The following is an 18,829-nucleotide window of genomic DNA, read 5'->3' on the forward strand; positions in this document are numbered from 1 at the left end:
TTCGTTTGTATAAAGGTGAAGCAAATTTATTAAAAATCAAAAGTTATTTGGGATGAAAAAGAAATTAGAATCAGAATTAATTAGCATTGCGCATAGGATTCTAAAACTCACAGGGAAAGAGGATGTTAATCGCATGCATAAGGAAGTCGCGGCCCTGTATGAAAAGCTTACGGTTTTAAAATTTGCACAAGAAAACTTTGAAGACGATTTACCAACTATTGGTAATGATTCTTCATTCTTTGGCATGTTAGATACAGCATTCAACAATAAAATTAGCGATAACATAGAGGTTGAAAATAAAGTCTATGTTAATATGGACGAGCGTGAAGATGATGGGATAATGGAGCCCGTAATGAACAAGATTAAGGATATGGTTGCCTTTATGCCAGAGGAAGATGAGGTTGTAGAGGAAGCCACTAAAGCTAGCCAAAATGGGGAGCATGCAAAAACTATTGAGTTTGAAACCATTACTCAAGATTTTGCCAACATTCCTGAGTTTGAACCCGTAGAAGAAGCTAAAAAGCGCGAAGCAGATAGCAAAGTAAAGTCACTTAATGACAAACTGAAATCAGGAGGTTTACAGATTGGATTAAATGATAAGATTGCATTTATCAAGCATTTATTTGATGGAAAAAGCGAAGACTATGACCGTGTTATTTCTCAAATTAATACATCGACATCACTTCAAGAAGCTGAAGATTTCATTCACCAGTTAGTTAAACCAGATTACAACAATTGGGAAGGTAAAGAAGACTATGAGGCACGTTTTCTAGAAATCGTAGAGGGTAAATTCAACTAAAAATATGCTGACCAAAAAGATTATTTATTGGGTGGCAACAGCTGTCCTTTGTGGCATTATGCTCTATTCGGCGCAACTATATTTTAGAAATACCGAAATGGTTGAAGGTTATTTTGAGATGCTGAATTACCCTACCTATTTTGTAATTCCTTTAGCAACTTTAAAGGTGCTTGGCGTTATTATGGTTTTATGGCGAAAAAGCCAATGGCTTACAGAATGGGCGTATGCAGGGTTCTTTTTCGATTTGGTCTTGGCAACTGCAGCGCATTATTATGCAGGTCATGAATTAGACTTATCTTTATATGCTTTAATTGCTTTATTCCCATCGTATTTTTTAGGTAAATATATCCGCGATTAGTATGTCTAAACTCTACCTCGTACCCACACCAATAGGAAACTTAAAAGACATGACCTTTAGAGCTGTTGAGGTTTTAAACGAGGTCGATATAATACTTGCTGAAGACACGCGCACATCTGGAAAGCTCCTCAAGCATTTTGAAATTACAACACAAATGCAAAGTCATCATATGCACAACGAGCATAAAACGGTGAATCATTTGGTGGAGAAACTAAAATCGGGTACGTCTATTGCTGTCATTAGCGATGCCGGCACGCCTGCCATTTCTGACCCAGGATTTTTACTCACACGCGCCGCTGTAGAAAACAATATAGAAATCGAATGTTTGCCAGGAGCTACTGCATTTGTCCCAGCTTTAGTTAATAGTGGATTGCCAAACGATAAGTTTGTTTTTGAAGGCTTTTTGCCTGTAAAAAAAGGCCGCCAAACTCGATTATTACTTTTAGCCGAAGAAACCCGAACGATGATTTTTTACGAGAGTCCGCATAAATTGGTAAAGACTTTAGGTCATTTTGCCGAATATTTTGGTGAAGACCGACAAGTTTCTGTATCGAGAGAGTTAACTAAACTCTATGAAGAAACTATTCGCGGCACCGCAAAAGCTGTTTTAGAGCACTATACCAATAAACCACCAAAAGGTGAAATAGTTATTGTAGTTGCGGGAAAGAATAAATAATTGTCATTTCGAGCTAGTCGAGAAATCTCACTAATTGGTCATAGTTTTAAATGAAATATCTTTTGAAAGATATCAAGCAGTGCAAAGTGTGTGAAGCACATTTACCATTGGGAGCAAATCCGATTGTAAGTTTTACGCCAGAATCCAAAATTATTCTTCTCAGTCAAGCACCAGGTAGAATTGCCCATGAAAAGTCAAAAGCGTGGGACGACCCAAGTGGTAAAAAATTAAGGGAATGGCTTGGCGTTACCGAAACGCAATTTTACAACCCAGATAATTTTGCCATTCTACCCATTGGGTTTTGCTATCCCGGAAAAGCAACAACAGGCGATTTACCACCACGACCAGAATGTGCACCGTTATGGCATGATACGATTTTGAGTACGCTTAAGCATGTAAAGCTCACCATTTTAATAGGAAGTTATGCTCAGAACTACTACTTAAAAGGGCGTATGAAACGAACCTTAACAGAAACCGTTTCAAATTTTGAAGACTACTTGCCTAAGTATTTCCCCATTCCACATCCATCACCAACAAATCGGTTTTGGCGTGCTAAAAATCCTTGGTTTGAGGAGTTGGTGGTGCCAAGGTTAAATAGAGTAATATTTGATATTTTACAATAACCTTTAGCAACAATTAAAATAAAATCGGCAAACCTAGATTTGCCGATTTTTAATGCTCCTTTCTTTTTAATTATAATAAATTATTTAACCTATTCTGAAACCACGTTTTAGGTTTGGTTTCAGCCTCTTGCTTAGCTTGGTTTTCTATGATTCTATTTTCGTTTTCTTGAATCTTCTTTTTCTTCTTTATTCGAGATAAAATATCATCAACATAGAAGATAAAATCATTATTTAAGGCTAAGTGCTTCGCATCTTTGAGAACCTTCTCCGCTTCAGCGAATAACATCAAGCTTTCATATAACTGACCCTGTGTTAAAGCGATGCCAGCTTTATCGATACCTTTTACTGTTTTAGCATAATCGATTAATTTCTGAGCCTCGTCAAAATCATGATTATTAATTAACAATCTGATGTAATCGGGATATAAATCAGGTACGTCTAATCTTACTGCTAAAGCTCGTTCAAAATATGTTTTTGCCGTTTCGTAATCGCCCAATTGCTCATAGTGTACTTTTGCCATTAAATGCAAAGCCTTTGTGTTTTCAGGGTCATAAGACAAGGCATAGTTTAATGCTTCGACTGCTTTTTCTAATTCATAAGGATAGGCTTCTATCGCTTTGAATAAATATGTATTATGTAAATTATTTTCCATGATAATTTTAATTTACTGTTCAACATTGTTTTAAATGCAACATGGTATGTGTTGCTTTTTTAAGCTGTTCAGATTTTTGTAATCGTAAATTTTTTTGAGCTAAAAAATCCGAAACAGTTGGCTTGCTTCGGATTCTTCTCTGAGGAATAAATTATCTACAGAAAATACCGAAGCCTTGTAAATGACATGATGTCATAACTTAAATTTTGAATTGCTACTCTATGTTTTAGCATGGCTTCTTGTTTTATTACTAATTATATAATTGCGAATTCTTAATGCAATTCTGCTGTGCAAAGATGAAAACTATTTTTAAAAAAACAAATAAAAATTTAGTTTAATTTATTGAAAATCAATGACTTAAACTTAATTTCAGGCATAGAAATTCCTGTCCACTCAATGTAGATTCTTGAAGGTTTCTTTAAGCTTCTGTTTTCCAATTGCTTAGTCTTCAATGCGTGCTATTTTATTTTTTAAAGTCGAGTTTCAAATTTTTCAATTTTTTTCATAAAAAAAGCGCCCAATTTCTTGGACGCTCTTACTATTTATAGTTTTTGTGTTTAAATCATATACAATTAATGATTAAAAATAGATACATAGCGTCCTTGTCGGTGAAATAATTCATTACTATTTCCCGGATAATCCCACTGACACATCAGTGATTTAGCTACGTTATGTATTATTGTTTTTCTCATTGTTGTTGCAAATATGCACATTTTAAGGTGTAATTTCCAAATTTAATATCTAGACCCATCATGCTTCCCAACCTCAAAACCGTGTTTTCCTAAATATTGGTTTCCGCTTTCTATAGCGCCTTCTTCCATAGTTGTACCCATAGAATCATTCCAACGGTTAAGGTATCCAAAAAGCGAAATAACACCGAGCATTTCTACGATTTCGCCTTCATCCCAATATTTGTAAAGACGCTCTTTAATTTCGGCATCAACAGCATTTGGCACCATTGAAGCTTGTAAAGAAAAGTCTAAAGCAGCACGCTCCGCTTCAGAAAATGCTGGATGCGTACGGTATTCCCAAATATTATCTAATTGCTCCTGCTCAGCACCATAACGTTCAGCGGCTCTAATAGCATGCGCTTGGCAATACCGGCAACCAGTAGAATTACTACTTACCCAAGCAATCATACGTTTTAGAGCCGAAGTTACGCGACCTTCATTAGCCATTACAGCTTTATTCAAATTGATAAATGCTTTAGAAATTGCGGGTCTGCGCTGCATGGTTAATACAGAATTTGGGCAAAACCCAAGGGTTTCGTTAAAGAATTCTGCGAGTTCCTTAGTTTCTAAATCGTGTTCTGGAGATAATGGAGTTACTAATGCCATTTTTTAAGTACTTAGAGTTTTGAGTGTCTAAAGTTAACAAGTTAATCCGTAATCAAAACACTTTGCAATAGGTTTGTTTTGCAAAGGCACTTTAAGTATTTTAGACACTTATAACTCATCAACTTTAGTAAGATGGCAGATAAAATTACAACACATTGGAAAGGCGGTTTAACTTTTGAATCGGATAATCCTAGCGGAAAAACGGTAGTAATGGATACTAGTATCGAAGGTCAAGAAGAGCGTTTTGGCCTATCTCCCAAAGCGATGATGTTGTCCTCTTTGGCTGGCTGTTCGGCTTTAGATGTAATTTCAATTTTAGATAAGATGAAATCGCCAATAGATGATTTTAAGGTTGAGGTGTCTGGCGAACTTACCGATGAGCATCCCAAATATTATCATTCTGTTGTGGTGGATTATCATTTTTACGGTTCAGATTTAGATAAGGCCAAATGTGAGCGTGCCGTACAATTATCCATTGACAAATACTGCGGTGTTATGGAAATGTTTAGACAATTCGCCAAAATAGAGACTAATAATCATTTTCATATTGCAACAAAACGCAACACCTAATTTGTCATATGCGTTGGACCATAAAACCAAAACCAGATTCTGAAAAAATAAAAACGCTTAAAGAAGCACTACAAGTAGATGATATTTTAGCGACTTTGTTGTTACAACGTGGTATCGAAACTTTTGAAGATGCTAAAACATTTTTTAGACCAAGTTTCGACGATTTGCATGACCCATTTCTAATGAAAGATATGGATAAAGCTGTTGCCCGAATTGAAGCCGCCATATCTAATGGTGAAAATATTTTGGTTTATGGTGATTATGATGTCGATGGCACAACTTCAGTAGCCTTAATGTCTTCTTATTTAAAAACAAAAACCGAAAATGTTGCCACATATATTCCAGATAGATATGATGAAGGTTACGGCATCTCTTACAAAGGGATTGATTTTGCCGAGGACAATGATTTCTCTTTAATTATCGCCCTTGATTGTGGTATAAAAGCTATTGATAAAGTAGCTTACGCTAAGCAAAAGGGTATTGATTTTATTATTTGTGACCATCACAGACCAGGCGATAAAATTCCAGATGCTGTTGCCGTTTTAGACCCCAAACGAAATGATTGCGACTATCCTTTTAAGGAACTTTGTGGTTGTGGCGTTGGTTTTAAGTTAATTTCTGCTTTAGCCGAGAGAGACGGAAAATCACCTGAAGATTTAGTCGAATATTTAGATTTAGTCGCTACGGCAATTGGCGCTGATATTGTACCTATTGTAGGAGAGAATAGAGCGTTGGCTTATTTTGGATTACAAGTGATTAATAGTAATCCAAGACCAGGAATGAAGGCTATTATCGCTGAGGTTAAGAAGGATGAATTAACCATAACCGATGTTGTTTTTATTATAGCACCACGTATTAATGCTGCTGGCCGAATGAAACATGGAAACCACGCTGTTACTTTACTCACGGAAACGGATTTTAATCTCGCTGCAGAATATGCCGTTGATATCGACCAATATAATACTGATAGGCGAGAAGCAGACCAACGCATCACAGAAGAAGCTTTAATTCAGATTGAAGAAAATTACGAAAAAGACCGTTTTACCACAGTGGTTTATGACGAAAGCTGGCACAAAGGCGTTATTGGTATTGTTGCTTCGAGATTAACAGAAACCTATTACCGACCAACGCTTGTATTTACAAAAAGTGGCGATAAATTAGCGGCTTCGGCACGTTCTGTAAAAGGTTTTGATGTTTACAACGCACTTGAAGCTTGCTCGGAATACATCGAGCAATTTGGAGGGCACAAATATGCTGCAGGTTTAACGTTACTTCCAGAAAATTACGACGCATTTAAAGCAAAATTTGAAGCCGTAGTCCAAGAAACTATAGACCCTAAACTGTTGACTCCAGAGCTCAGAGTAGATTTAGAAATCAACTTGAACCAAATTGATGAAAAGCTATGGCGAATCTTAAAACAGTTTGCACCTTTTGGCCCCGGAAACATGACACCTGTGTTTATGACACAAGACTTAAAAGATACTGGTTGGGGAAAATGTGTAGGCGAAGATGATAAGCATTTACGATTTACGGCGACACAGAACACTAACGAAAAGTTTGTTTGTATTGGCTTTGGCTTGGGAGATAAGTTAGATATCATAAAAGACAGACAATCATTCAGTGCCGCTTATACCATTGATGAGAATCATTGGAATGGAAGTGTAAGCCTTCAGCTAAAACTTAAAGATATAAAAGCATAAACTTTGGTAAAGAACGACCCATATGCAGCATTACGCTTCAGAGAATTCAATATTTTTCTTTTACTTCGTTTTGCACTCGTCTTTGGTTGGTCTATGCAGTTTGTGGTGATTGAGTGGCAAGTCTATTCTATGACAAATGATGAACTAAGTCTTGGGATTATTGGCTTATGTGAATTTCTCCCTGCTTTTCTACTAGCACCTTTTGCTGGACATATAGTCGATAAAAAAGAAAAGCGAAACCTGTTTATGTTGTGTATCGCCTTATTTTCTTTAATTAGCTTTGGTCTGTTTTGGTTGACTTCGGACGCCATAGAATCTACATGGCGCACAAATACTGTGTTGTACGGTATTTATAGTTTAGTGTTTTTTGGAGGCGTGTTACGTGCCTTTTTTGGCCCAACCATTTTTTCTCTTATAGCTTTAATTGTTCCTAAAAGAGCGTACCCAAATGCAGCAACCTGGAGCAGTAGTACTTGGAAAGGTGCTAATGTCTTTGGTGCTTTATTTGGTGGATTTTTAATCGCTTGGATAGGTGTACACTATACGCTAGGGATTATTTTTTTATTAGTTATGATAGCATTAGTGCTGGTATTTCAAATTAATAAAAAGCCAATTTTAAATAAGGTGACTAACGAATCTGTAAAAGAGAGTTTGGAAAAAGGTATCCGCTTTGTGTTTAACGACAAAGTTATTCTAGGTGCTTTAACCTTAGATATGATTGCGGTTTTATTTGGAGGTGCCGTCGCCATTTTTGCTGTATTTGCTAAGGATATTTTAGATGCTGGACCAAAAGGTTTCGGACTTTTAAATGCGGCGCTATCTTCTGGCAGCATTATTACTATGTTGGCGACAACCTATATACCTATTACAAAAAACACAGGAAAGAAACTTTTGGTTTCTGTATTTGGGTTTGGCGTCTGCATGATAATATTTGGCGCTTCAAAATTAATGTGGTTAAGTGTTTTGGCACTATTCTTTTCTGGTGTTTTTGATGGAATTTCTATGGTGGTACGCCAAACCATTCTTCAGTTAAAAACTCCGGATGACATGCGTGGTCGGGTTGGTGCTGTAAACTCTATGTTTGTAGGCTCTTCTAACGAACTTGGCGCATTAGAAAGCGGTATCGCAGCTAAGTTATTTGGAGCGCCCTTAGCAGTAATGTTAGGTGGTACAATAACACTAATTACCGTAGCTGTAATGGGTCTAAAAAATAAGCCTTTACGAAACCTAGACTTAACTGGGGATATCGAGGAACACGAAAAAGAATAAAAAAGCACAGCTTATAAACTGTGCCTTTAATGATTCTCAATATTTTATTTAATTATTAATTTTTTTGTGATAGTGGAATTGTTTTGATTAATCTTTAAAAGATATATTCCTGCGGATAAATTTGAAATATCAAGAACAGCATCAATTTCTCTAGTTATTAATCTTTCACCTAATAAGTTGTAAAGCGTAACTTTCTTCTTTGAATCAAATCCAGATGAAATATTAACAAACTTACTTCCATTTGTTGGATTTGGAAAAACTGTTAAACTTGCAGATAATGAAAATAAATCTAGACTTAAGGTTTGAGCAAATCCGGAATTTAAATCATCAGGATAATCTGGCGAAACATTGTCATTACCATTGTTTCCACTACCATCCTGAGTGTTCCAATTGTTAACAACATTTGTAATCTGTGAAGCAAAATCAGCTAAACTACTAAAAGTTGAAGGTCCAGTATATACACCTATATCCGCGTCAGGCGCTTGAATATCAAAGTTTATTACATAAGCTGGATTTAAACCAGTTGGCAAATCTGCAACTTCATCAGATTGAAAAAGTGATATAGGAGTTCCCAATGTTTGAGAAGCTGAACTTTGATAAATTATAATTTCTTCTCCAGATGTTGAAAGAGCAAATGAACCGCTTCCATCATAAACAACACTTCCAATATTTACTGTTGGTACGTTACACGTTGAGCTGGTAGAGCTATTTCCGTCAATACGAATGGCTGTTAAACTGGGTATTGTTTCACCTTCGGTATTAGTCCATAAAAGACCTCCTTCGGATTGTGTAGGCCATTGGCTAAATTCGTCCTCGGAAAAACGAATTTGTGTCCCAGGTAATAAATCCACATAACTTGTGAATGTAAATCCATCACCGCAATTAGGTGCTGGTACATCAGAATCAAAATGAAAACCAATAATCATGACTTCTCCCTGATTTAATGTTGTTTGGCTAAATGTCAAAGTTGTAATTAGTAAAAATAGAAAGTAAATTTTTTTCATTTTAATTATCATTAAAAGATTAGTGTACAAATAACGATTTTTTTATTGAAAATCAACACATTAACTTAATTATTAATAATTATAATTTACATAATAACAAATTAATTGTTTTATAGAATAACTTCGCTACTAAAATGAGGATGTTTAATTTTTTTTTATAATTCTAATTTTACTATATGTCGTTCTAACAGAGATTTTATTATAATATCTTGAAAAATTCGACATAACTGAACATACTGAGAAACATGAAAAAGATGAATATTAATATTCCTTTAGTTTGAAGTCTTCGCCATCAAATTCACCATAAGTAAAATACTGAATCCAATCGCCGAGATTGATGTATTTAGACCTTTCATTCAATTGGATTTCCAATGGCAGATGTCTATGACCAAATACAAAATAATCACGGTGTCTTTCCTGTAATTTCTTTTTGCTGTAAATAGCTAACCACTCATTATCTTCGCCAAGAAATTTAGCATCATCGTCTCCTGAAATGAGCTTGTTCTTTACAGAAAAATATTGCGCAATACGCATCCCGATGTCTGGATGTCCCCATCTAAATAACCAATTAAAAAAGGGACTCTTAAACACTTTTTTCATGCGTTTGTAGCCTTTATCGCCAGGACCAAGACCATCACCGTGACCGATGAAAAAATCTTTATTTCCGAGTTTAAACTCATGAGGTTTATGATACACAGGAATACCGAGTTCATCTTCAAAATAGCCATTCATCCATAAGTCGTGATTACCCACAAAATAATGGATTGGGATACCAGAATCTGCAATTTCGGCTAGCTTGCCAAGGGTTCTTGTGAAGCCCTTCGGGATAACGGTTCTGTATTCAAACCAAAAATCGAACAAATCACCAAGCAAGAATATAGCAGCAGCGTCATGCTTTACTTCATCTAACCAAGCTACAAATTTCTTTTCGCGAGGGCGAGAAGCTTCTATAGTTGGCGCACCTAAATGGTTGTCTGAAGCAAAATAGATTTTTTTGCCAGAAGGAATTTGTATGTGTTGAATTTTATTAGTCATATTTGAGATGCTGAAACACGTTCAGCACGACGCAAGCGTCAATTATCCGAGGCAAACCACTCAGCGTAACTTGTGGCTGTTTCTTGGAGTTTTAAGGAGTGTAATTTTATATTTGAAGGCAAATGTCTTTTTATCTTTTCAGCAAAGTCAATTACCATCATTTCACTAGTTGGCTGATAATCTACCAAAAGTACGTTGTGACCTCGGTCTTGCAATTCTTTGGCCAACTCTACATGTGGTGTATTTTTGTTAAATACCGTAGCATGGTCAAAAACGTCAACGATTTCTGCTTTTACAATTTTTTTGAGGTCACCAAAATCGATAACCATCCCAAATTTTACGTTAGTGTTATCCGAAATAGGCGTACCAATTACCGTGACATCTAGTCTGTAACTATGCCCATGAACGTTTTTGCACTTACCATCATAACCGTAAAGCGCATGGCCAGTTTCAAAAGAAAATTGCTTTGTAATACGAATGTTACTCATTATTTACGTCCTTTTCTTTTGTTTACAAAAAAAACGATGACCAGCACCAAACCTAGCAAAAGAAACAAGCCGTTTCCACTAAAAAAACTTAAGATATCCATTTAATTGTCTTTTAATCTTTTCTTTCTATTTCTGTAAATGGCATATGCAATAGCTACCAACACTAAAAAAGGTAATATTGTCCCAATAAAAACACCTATGGCATAGCCGTTGTCTGGCGCCTCTTTAAGTTTTTGGTCTATATCTACACTTTGTAGTAGAAATATTAAGAAGTTCATTTACAGTAGTAATATGTTGCCAAATTTAAGAGTTTTGGGCAAGCGGTCTAAATGTTTTCCTGAATTTTATGATTAATGGAAAACCTCTTGCAATAATCCACAGCGTAAAAGCAATAAAAATACCATGCAGCTTTAGGTCTAAACTATCTGTATAAACGATAACAGGAATAAAGACCAGTAATGTTGAAAATAAGAGCAGATTTCTAAGGTATTTCATGCGACCGAGACCTTTAAAAACGCCATCAAATATAAATGCTAAGGCACATAATGGCTGCATAAGAAGTATTATCCAAAATACATCGTAAAAGGCATTCAAAACTTCAGAATCGTTACTAAAAATTTGACCTATCGGATAGTATAGTAAACCTCCAATTATAGCCATTGTTAGTCCAACTAAAATCCCATATTTAATGAGTTTATTACTCAAATCTATGAGGTTTTTATAATCTTTTGCACCCAATAATTTTCCAGATAATATATTACCCGCACTTGCATAACCATCAATTAAAAAGGCACCTAAGAACCATAGATTTATAGCAATGGTATAGGCCGCGATATAGGTTGGCCCATAAGAGGTCGCAAAACTAGTTGCAAAGTAAAGGGCAACATTTAGAGCAATTGTTCTTATAAATAGATTAAGAATCATCAATGCAAAACGTTTTATTTCTGGATTAAAAGGAAATGTAACTAATAAAGGAATATCTGTCTTTTTCAGAATATAAAACGCGGATAATCCTGCCATAAGCATCTGAGCGATAACACTCGCATAAGCAGCGCCTTTAATGTGCATAGCGGGAATAATTTCTTCTATACCATAGACTAAAATAAAATCGAAAACAATATTTGCTACTGCACCAGAAATTGCAATTAACATTGGATGATAGGTGTTTTGTAACCCCCTGAACGTTCCAAAAACTGCGATTGTAAATAAGGTAAAAGGAAAACCAAAAACACGTATTTGGTAATAATCCACACTATAATCTAAAATGATATTTGAAGCATTATAAAGTTTAAATATTTGCGCCGCAAACGGGTATGTAAAGAGTATAATGAGAAGACTTAAAGCAGTAATAAGAAAAATAGCCTGTGCGGGTAAATTTCTCACAGCTTCTACTTTACCAGCCCCTAAATATTGCGAAACGATAGAAGATATAGCACTTCGTGTTTGCCCTAAAACCCAAATAAGCATTGATAAAAATGTGGAAACCACACCTACCGCCGCTAAAGATTCAGTAGCATTTAAAGACATATTACCTATAATGGCAGCATCTGTTAATGATAAAATGGGCTCCGATACTCCAGAAATTAATGCTGGAATAGCCAATTTATTGATGTTTTTTAAGGTAATGGTGTTGCTCACAGTACTAACTCGTAACAATGAAAAGGATATTCGCTTTGTTTTGGGAAGAAAATATCACCTAATCTTCTGTAACCACGAAGTTCGTAAAACTTTTGGTTTCTTTTGTTCTGTGAGAAGGTGTCTAATCGTATAGATGTATAGTTATTTTCTATGGCAAATCTTTCTGCAAAATCCATGAGCTTTTGGGCATAACCTTTGCCTTGGCATTTAGGATGAATTGCTAAGCGGTGGATATATAAATTCTTATCATTTTTGGTCAGCCATTTTATGGGAATATACTCCTCATCCATAAGGTTAGAAATGACGATTGAGCCAATTATTTCGTTATTAAATTCTAAAACATAAAGTTCTTCTCGCTTAACGTCTTTTACAAAAGCACCTTTGTTGGGATAGTGTTCATTCCATTGGTAGATACCTTTGGAAATCATATGTTTTGCGCAAGATTTAGTCATTTCTATAATGGCTGTAATATCTGTTAACTTACCTTTTCGAATCATTAATAATGTGTACTTTTGTGTTAAATTTTAGTGAGATGAAAAATATTTTAGTCCCTGTTGGTTCTTCAAAAAACGCCAAAAACCACCTCCAATATGCTGTAGATTTTGCAAAAGCTTTTGGTGCTAAAGTTTACGTGGTTCAAATATATAATGTTTATACCAAAGCAGGTACTATGATTAAAATAGACCATATTTTGGAACGTGAAAGTCAGGCTTTTCTTGATGAACACGTTGCGTCTGTGGATAAGAAAGGCGTTGAGGTCGTGACTAGAGTTTTCAAAGGAAATTTAGTGGATACTATTGAATTAGCATGTAAGGCGCTTGAGATAGACTTAATCCTTTTAGAGCCTAGGACAAATTCTATTAAAGAAGAAGTCTTCTTAGGTAAAACCTCTGGTAAAATTATAAAGCAAACACAAATACCAGCCTTAATTGTACCAGAAGGCTATGTTTACAAACCAATTGTAAAAATATTAATGGCTGTAAAATCTGTAGCCATAGAGAAAAAAGATGTTTTACAACCTTTACAAGGGATTAAAGAGCAGTTTAAATCTATTGTAAACCTACTGCTTGTTAAAACTCCAGAGTATAGAGAAGGTGATTTTGAGGTCAATGACGAACTTAAAGCGCTAATAACTAATGCGGAAAATGTTGAAGCACCTACAACGTTTCAAGGTGTTTTAGAACATTATAAAGACCATCATCCTGATTTACTATGTGTGGTTAGACGTAAGCGAGGTTTTTTTAAGAAGCTTTGGGAAAACAATACAATTCTTAAAAAAGATTTTCATTCTACAACCATGCCTGTTTTAGTTTTGAGTGGATTAAAATAGTTTTAGGGGATGTAGCTCAGTTGGCTAGAGCGCTTGACTGGCAGTCAAGAGGTCGGCGGTTCGAGTCCGCTCTTCTCCACAAATTAAGGCAGCTTCTTATCATTGAGGCTGCTTTTTGCTTTAAAAACTGCTTACTGGTCGACGAGAAGTTTATGATTAGCATAGCCGAAGTAAGTTCGCTCTTCTCCACATTAAGACCCGTAAATTGGGTCTTTTTTATTTAAGAAAGTTTATTGATGTTTCTATAACTTCTTCAAATTCTTTTGGTAAACTATCTGACATCCATGGATGGTTTACGTTAAAAACATGATTGGCATTTTTAATTATTTCTAGTTGACTTTTTGGGTTCCAATTATGGATACTTTCAGCTTCTTTAACAGAAATTGAAGTGTCTGCATCACCGTGAATAATGAGTTGAGGTATATCTATTTTTTGGCAAGCTTTTCTAATATCCAAACGTTCTTTGTTTTGAATGTAATCCTCGTAAAACTGATAAAAATGAGGCATTTGTTGTTTTGTACGTCCGTTGGTAACATACTTTACGCCATCTTTTTTCCACTGTTCTAAATTACCGATAGTAGCAGTACGATTTCCAAAATCACATACGCTAGCTAGTGTCACTAGTTTTTTAATTCTATTATCCTCAGCAGTTTTTAAGATGGCAATTCCGCCGCCGCGACTGTGACCAACGAGGTAGATTCTCGAAGTGTCAACAAATGAATTTTCCTTAAAATGTGTAATTGCCCAATCAATTACATCACCTAAGTCATTGAGTTCTTTAGAGTAATTATTATTCCCAAAAGCTTCTAAATCTGGAAAATCTATAGGTTGTTCAACAGTTCCTCCATTATGCGAAAAATTGAATTTTATAAAACAGAAACCATTTTTAGCTATTCGTTTAGCCATAATATCCCAAGCGCCCCAATCTTTAAATCCCTTATAACCATGACAAAAAATAATAACAGGTTGGTTCTTGCTTTCTGCTTCATAAAACGTATCAATGACAATTGGTTTGTTGCCCTCTCGTTGTAAAACTATGTTCTTTTCTAAGTGCATTAGTCGAGTTCTTTTTCTACGAAATCTAAATCAGGGTTACAGATTTCAAGAATGAGGTTTTTAAGCTGAATTTCGAAAGCATTTAGTGTGTCTTCAGTAATCAACTGATTTTTACTTCGGCTTTTTGAAGACTCTTTTTTCCCGAATTTTAAGAAACCTTCTTTTAAGTTTTTAAATGATATAATACCAGCTTCAATAGGTAAATTTACTTGATTTTTAGCATGCATCATATACGCGTAACAGAGTACCTGAAATGATTTGCTGTATTTGTTATAGTCTGTATTCAAGTCTTCCCAATCTACAATTTCTACTTTGTTTTGTTCCACTTTACCCGATTTGTAATCAATTACGCGAGTCACGCCATTTAACTCATCTACACGGTCTACTTTTCCTTTTAGTTTTATAGGAAAATTTAATTCGGGGATGGATAATGTCACAGAATTATTTACTTCAACAGCAACTATTTTTAGTGTATTTCCGTTTTGTAAAAGTTCTATTTCAGAATTAATAAAGTTAGTGACGTAGCGTTTTGCAATTTCGAAGGTAATAAGGTTTTTCCCCGTTGTAATGTCACCCTGTTTATACTCGTTTTTGAAGTGAAGAGAAACTGTTTGATTAACCAAGGATTTCATTTTTTGTAAATCTTCGATACTTAATAGCTGTGCTTCAAAAGGTTTGTAAAAATCTTCAAGCGTATTATGCACTACAGTACCCAAAGTATTTGCTGCAACAGTTTCTTCAACCTCTTCTGTACTTTCAATTTCGAGTATTTTTTCAAAATAAAAGTCTATTGGATTTCTAATATAGTTGGTTAATGAAGAAGGCGAAAATCCTTTACTAGCTACTATTTTTAGTTTTTCTATAACATCTATATCCTTTTTTATAGTTGTTAGAGTTATTTCAGTTTTAGGAACTTTTGGAGAGGCTATTTGATGCTTTATGTCGTGAATCCCATCTACTTCTAGTTGTGTTATAAACCTACTTTTTTCACCACCTTTAAGAGCATCTACTTCTGTATTATAAATTAGATATACATTTTTTGCTCTCTGGATTAAGTTATAAAAGTGGTAGGTATATACGGCGTCTTTTTCTTTGTATGTTGGCAGATTATTTTCAATTTTTACATCATACGGTATGAATGAATTGTTGGTTTTTCCTCCGGGAAGAATACCTTCGTTGACAGATGTGATAATAACAGTTTCGAAATCTAATACACGCGACTCTAACATTCCCATGATTTGAAGCCCTTCCAAAGGCTCTCCTTGAAAATCTAGTGTTTCTGTATTTAATAGTTCTTTATAGATTGAAAACAAGGCAGAAACATCGTTTATATAGCCATATTTAGAGTTTAATGTAGACATCTCATTAAAAAGCGTATTAAAACGGTATAAATATTCTAACTCCAAACGCTTTTCGGATTTAGTTTCGGTAAAAGCAAGCCTCATTATTTCAATGAGTCTTACACATTTTTCAATATTTTGAGACATGGAAACTTCCCAATTATCAAATAGGATTTTTATGACTTCTGTATCATTTTTTGAAGTTATTTTCAGTAAGTCGTCATTAGATAAATACACAATATTGTTTTGCTGAATATGTTTTATAATATCCTGACTAGAGTCAAGAACATATTGCAACATTTGGTTAGAGATTATACCTACGACATCTTTGTAGTAATATTGTTTAGACTTCAATTTATGAAGAGTGAAAATCTGCTCGAATAATGGCGTTAATGCAATGGCTTTTAATGGCAAACCCATGGTTACATTCACCGATTTTATACTTTCAGGTAACGAGTTTAGTAAAGGTGATAATAACATTTCATCACCTAAAACTATAGCAGTATTACTTAGGTTTTGATTATGTTCTGAAAGTCTTTTTAATAAATGCCCAACATACTTACTTTGCCCAACTGATTTAGGACAGCCAATAACTGTAATATTTTTTTCTTCTTTGTAATTAGATTTTATCCAATTAAACGGATTAGTTTTATAGTAAATCCAATTACTCTTGTGTTGTCTAGAGAAAAGACCAGCACTATGGTGTTTATTATTTATAAAATGTGAATCAGCATCCCAGTACACATACGCTAAGTTATTTTGAAGTAATTCTTGGATTATATGCTCCTCAGACGTATTTAGAGCATTAAAACCGAGAAATATATGTCTTTTTTCAGTGTTTTGAATATAAGTTTCAATATGCTCAGTCGCTTCTTTATATATGAGTCCTTGATAAGCTGTTTCTGACGCAATAATATCATTAGTAAACTCCGTGTAATAGCTCTTAAGATTTTTCCAGAAGCTCAGATAGTTTGTAACCAACTCAGTTTTTTCGTCTTTTAGCGACCAATGGTTAAGCTCTTGTATGGCGCTCAGATAATCAAATATCTGATTTGAGGAGACGAGGTATCTATCTATTTCATTAAAATCTTGGATAAGTATTTGTGCCCATTTAGAGAACGTTTCAAACGGCTCAACCTGTTCTTTAGGTGTAATTCTAATGTATGATGAATAAAATTGAAATAAAAGTTCGATTCCAGAAACTTGTCTCAGTTGTGATAAGTCTTGAACAAAATCTTCAATACTAATTATTTCAGGCGCAAAACTAGTATGGCTTATGTATTTGTTTATCTGACTTTTAAGAAATACTCCAGCTCTTTTACTGGGTAAGATGAAGATGCAATTAGAAAAATCTTCATTATTTTTTTTTAAATCTCGTAAAACATCTTCTATGAATGTTACCATATTTAAAAATAAAAAACGCTTCGCACATCCGAAGCGTTTTTTTAATAAGTTTTAATTAAGAATCTAATTTGCTAAAATAATTTCAACTCTTCTGTTTTGACTTCTTCCCAGTGCTGTATTATTTGGAGCTATAGGCTTACTTTCTCCAAAACCTTTAGAGAACAACCTCGATGGATTAATTCCGTTTAGTTCAAGATACTGTTTTACAGATGCAGCTCTTTCTTGAGAAAGATTCAAGTTTAAAACATCTGATCCGATACTATCTGTATGACCAGCAATCATAAACTTTGCTTTAGGATTATTATTTAAAATTGCTAAGATATCTTTCAAAATAGCTTCAGATTCTTCTTTAATAGTTGCTCTTCCAGGAGAGAATAAAATGGTCCTAGCATACTCGTTTAAGAGTTGCTTATCCTTTTCTGAAATTTTCCTACATCCATTATTTTCAGCAGAACCAGCTTCATTTGGACATTCATCTTCTCTGTCTATTATACCATCACCGTCAGAATCTGGCCATGGACAGCCATTATTAGCACTTGGGCCTGCTAAATCTGGACATTTATCTTGTCTGTTTATTAAACCATCACCATCAGAGTCTGGACAACCGGAAAGAGATGTAATGCCATATGTATTAGGACATTTGTCGTTTTGGTCAGCGACACCATCACCATCAGAATCTGGACAACCATTTAGTTCGGCTAATCCTGCTACGTCAGGGCATAAATCTTTCGAATCTTCAATACCATCATTATCTGAGTCTGGGCAACCATTGTAAATAGCTAAACCAGGTTCTTCTGGACAACTATCTTCAGTGTCAATAATTCCATCTCTATCGGTATCTGGGATTCCTCCAAACTTATACGTCAATGATGCTGAATGTTGAAAATGTCTAAAACCATAGACTTCAAATACATGTTTATAGGTACTTTGTAGATTGAATGCAAATTTTTCTGAAAACCAATACTTAAGCCCTAAAGACCCATTTAAGGTTCCAGAACCAATTGCATTAAGCCATGTGTATCCACCACCAGCACTTATGTATGGCTCTAATTTACTAACACTGGCATCTGTAAAACTATAGTTAATAGCACCATCAATACCATAATAGGCTAAGTCATCTACTTCATTAGTACTTTCACGACCTGTTAAAGGGTCTATATTGCTACCAAATTTTTTAATCCTGTTAAATGAAGCAGCTGCAGAAAAAGAAATGCGCTTTTTCCAATATCGTGAAACTTCTACTCGTGTTGTTAGGGGGAAAATATTCCAATGGTCATTGGCATTAAAGAATTCGTCAAATAAATCACCTTGAGGGTCTGGTTGCCCAACAGGATAATAATCTACAGCATTAACTCCTATACTAATTGACCAAGGGTTATATTCATCTTGGGCATTTGAAGAATTAAAGCCCAACAAAAAGACTGTTACAAAAATAAGTCTGTAAGAATTTCCCATAATGTTTGTTGAAGGTTTAGAATTAATAACACCCAAATATATAAATAAAAAACGCTTCGGAAACCCGAAGCGTTTTTTTAAGTATTATATGTATT

At 34.8% G+C, this 18,829-nt stretch carries 19 protein-coding genes and 1 tRNA gene; 9 read left to right on the plus strand and 11 right to left on the minus strand.

Features of this window, described 5'->3' with window-relative positions:
• Positions 1-52: 52 nt before the first annotated feature.
• The 4 genes from BUB95_RS05390 to BUB95_RS05405 are packed head-to-tail and all read left to right on the plus strand — an operon-like array spanning position 53 to position 2,456.
• A complete protein-coding gene (locus BUB95_RS05390; RefSeq protein WP_073084005.1) occupies positions 53-799 on the plus strand; it encodes a hypothetical protein in 747 nt (248 codons plus the stop codon).
• A 4-nt stretch (positions 800-803) separates the two neighbouring features.
• Entirely contained in the window at positions 804-1,157 is a 354-nt protein-coding gene (locus tag BUB95_RS05395; protein ID WP_073084007.1) for a DoxX family protein, read from the plus strand.
• A 1-nt stretch (position 1,158) separates the two neighbouring features.
• The gene (gene rsmI, locus BUB95_RS05400; protein ID WP_073084010.1) at positions 1,159-1,833 is read left to right on the plus strand and encodes a 16S rRNA (cytidine(1402)-2'-O)-methyltransferase; all 675 of its coding nucleotides are present in this window, start codon (positions 1,159-1,161) and stop codon (positions 1,831-1,833) included.
• A 50-nt stretch (positions 1,834-1,883) separates the two neighbouring features.
• Positions 1,884-2,456: a uracil-DNA glycosylase family protein gene (locus BUB95_RS05405; protein WP_073084013.1), complete on the plus strand. Its 573-nt coding sequence runs from the start codon at positions 1,884-1,886 to the stop codon at positions 2,454-2,456.
• Between the two features lie 70 nt (positions 2,457-2,526).
• Here the strand turns inward: BUB95_RS05405 and BUB95_RS05410 are convergent, their stop codons facing one another.
• On the minus strand, positions 2,527-3,108 hold the full coding sequence (locus tag BUB95_RS05410) for a tetratricopeptide repeat protein (RefSeq protein ID WP_073084015.1): 582 nt from the start codon (positions 3,106-3,108) through the stop codon (positions 2,527-2,529).
• Between the two features lie 734 nt (positions 3,109-3,842).
• Entirely contained in the window at positions 3,843-4,445 is a 603-nt protein-coding gene (locus tag BUB95_RS05415) for a carboxymuconolactone decarboxylase family protein (protein ID WP_073084017.1), read from the minus strand.
• Between the two features lie 132 nt (positions 4,446-4,577).
• On the opposite strand from BUB95_RS05415, the gene BUB95_RS05420 reads away from it, so the two are divergent.
• The 3 genes from BUB95_RS05420 to BUB95_RS05430 are packed head-to-tail and all read left to right on the plus strand — an operon-like array spanning position 4,578 to position 7,984.
• On the plus strand, positions 4,578-5,015 hold the full coding sequence (locus BUB95_RS05420; RefSeq protein WP_073084019.1) for an OsmC family protein: 438 nt from the start codon (positions 4,578-4,580) through the stop codon (positions 5,013-5,015).
• A gap of 8 nt (positions 5,016-5,023) precedes the next feature.
• A complete protein-coding gene (recJ, locus tag BUB95_RS05425; RefSeq protein ID WP_073084021.1) occupies positions 5,024-6,715 on the plus strand; it encodes a single-stranded-DNA-specific exonuclease RecJ in 1,692 nt (563 codons plus the stop codon).
• Between the two features lie 3 nt (positions 6,716-6,718).
• Positions 6,719-7,984, plus strand: a complete 1,266-nt coding sequence (locus BUB95_RS05430; protein WP_073084024.1) for an MFS transporter — start codon at positions 6,719-6,721, stop codon at positions 7,982-7,984.
• A gap of 44 nt (positions 7,985-8,028) precedes the next feature.
• On the opposite strand, the gene BUB95_RS05435 is transcribed toward BUB95_RS05430, so the two are convergent.
• From BUB95_RS05435 to BUB95_RS05455, 6 genes are all read right to left on the minus strand, one after another.
• Positions 8,029-8,988, minus strand: coding sequence for a T9SS type A sorting domain-containing protein (locus tag BUB95_RS05435; RefSeq protein WP_073084026.1), 960 nt, complete (start codon positions 8,986-8,988; stop codon positions 8,029-8,031).
• Positions 8,989-9,249: 261 nt separating this feature from the next.
• A complete protein-coding gene (locus tag BUB95_RS05440; RefSeq protein ID WP_073085094.1) occupies positions 9,250-10,002 on the minus strand; it encodes a UDP-2,3-diacylglucosamine diphosphatase in 753 nt (250 codons plus the stop codon).
• Between the two features lie 59 nt (positions 10,003-10,061).
• Complete coding sequence (locus tag BUB95_RS05445) at positions 10,062-10,511, minus strand: 6-pyruvoyl trahydropterin synthase family protein (RefSeq protein ID WP_073084028.1); 450 nt, start codon at positions 10,509-10,511, stop codon at positions 10,062-10,064.
• A gap of 101 nt (positions 10,512-10,612) precedes the next feature.
• On the minus strand, positions 10,613-10,789 hold the full coding sequence (locus tag BUB95_RS14320) for a hypothetical protein (RefSeq protein WP_200777200.1): 177 nt from the start codon (positions 10,787-10,789) through the stop codon (positions 10,613-10,615).
• Positions 10,790-10,814: 25 nt separating this feature from the next.
• Entirely contained in the window at positions 10,815-12,149 is a 1,335-nt protein-coding gene (locus tag BUB95_RS05450; RefSeq protein ID WP_073084030.1) for an MATE family efflux transporter, read from the minus strand.
• The gene (locus BUB95_RS05455; RefSeq protein ID WP_073084032.1) at positions 12,146-12,646 is read right to left on the minus strand and encodes a GNAT family N-acetyltransferase; all 501 of its coding nucleotides are present in this window, start codon (positions 12,644-12,646) and stop codon (positions 12,146-12,148) included. The genes BUB95_RS05450 and BUB95_RS05455 overlap by 4 nt, the downstream gene beginning before the upstream one ends.
• Before the next feature lie 35 nt (positions 12,647-12,681).
• Here BUB95_RS05455 and BUB95_RS05460 point away from each other — a divergent pair, with 35 nt between their 5' ends.
• Entirely contained in the window at positions 12,682-13,479 is a 798-nt protein-coding gene (locus BUB95_RS05460) for a universal stress protein (RefSeq protein ID WP_073084035.1), read from the plus strand.
• Between the two features lie 5 nt (positions 13,480-13,484).
• Positions 13,485-13,558: transfer RNA gene (locus tag BUB95_RS05465), tRNA-Ala, on the plus strand.
• Positions 13,559-13,695: 137 nt separating this feature from the next.
• Here BUB95_RS05465 and BUB95_RS05470 read toward each other — a convergent pair.
• From BUB95_RS05470 to BUB95_RS05480, 3 genes are all read right to left on the minus strand, one after another.
• Complete coding sequence (locus tag BUB95_RS05470) at positions 13,696-14,535, minus strand: alpha/beta hydrolase family protein (protein ID WP_073084037.1); 840 nt, start codon at positions 14,533-14,535, stop codon at positions 13,696-13,698.
• Complete coding sequence (locus BUB95_RS05475) at positions 14,535-17,279, minus strand: PD-(D/E)XK nuclease family protein (RefSeq protein WP_073084039.1); 2,745 nt, start codon at positions 17,277-17,279, stop codon at positions 14,535-14,537. Before BUB95_RS05475 ends, BUB95_RS05470 begins: the two co-directional genes overlap by 1 nt.
• 63 nt (positions 17,280-17,342) lie before the next feature.
• Positions 17,343-18,734, minus strand: a complete 1,392-nt coding sequence (locus tag BUB95_RS05480; RefSeq protein WP_073084041.1) for an OmpA family protein — start codon at positions 18,732-18,734, stop codon at positions 17,343-17,345.
• Between the last annotated feature and the right edge of the window lie 95 nt (positions 18,735-18,829).

The sequence above is a fragment of the Winogradskyella jejuensis genome, assembly GCF_900129745.1.
Taxonomy (GTDB): domain Bacteria; phylum Bacteroidota; class Bacteroidia; order Flavobacteriales; family Flavobacteriaceae; genus Winogradskyella; species Winogradskyella jejuensis.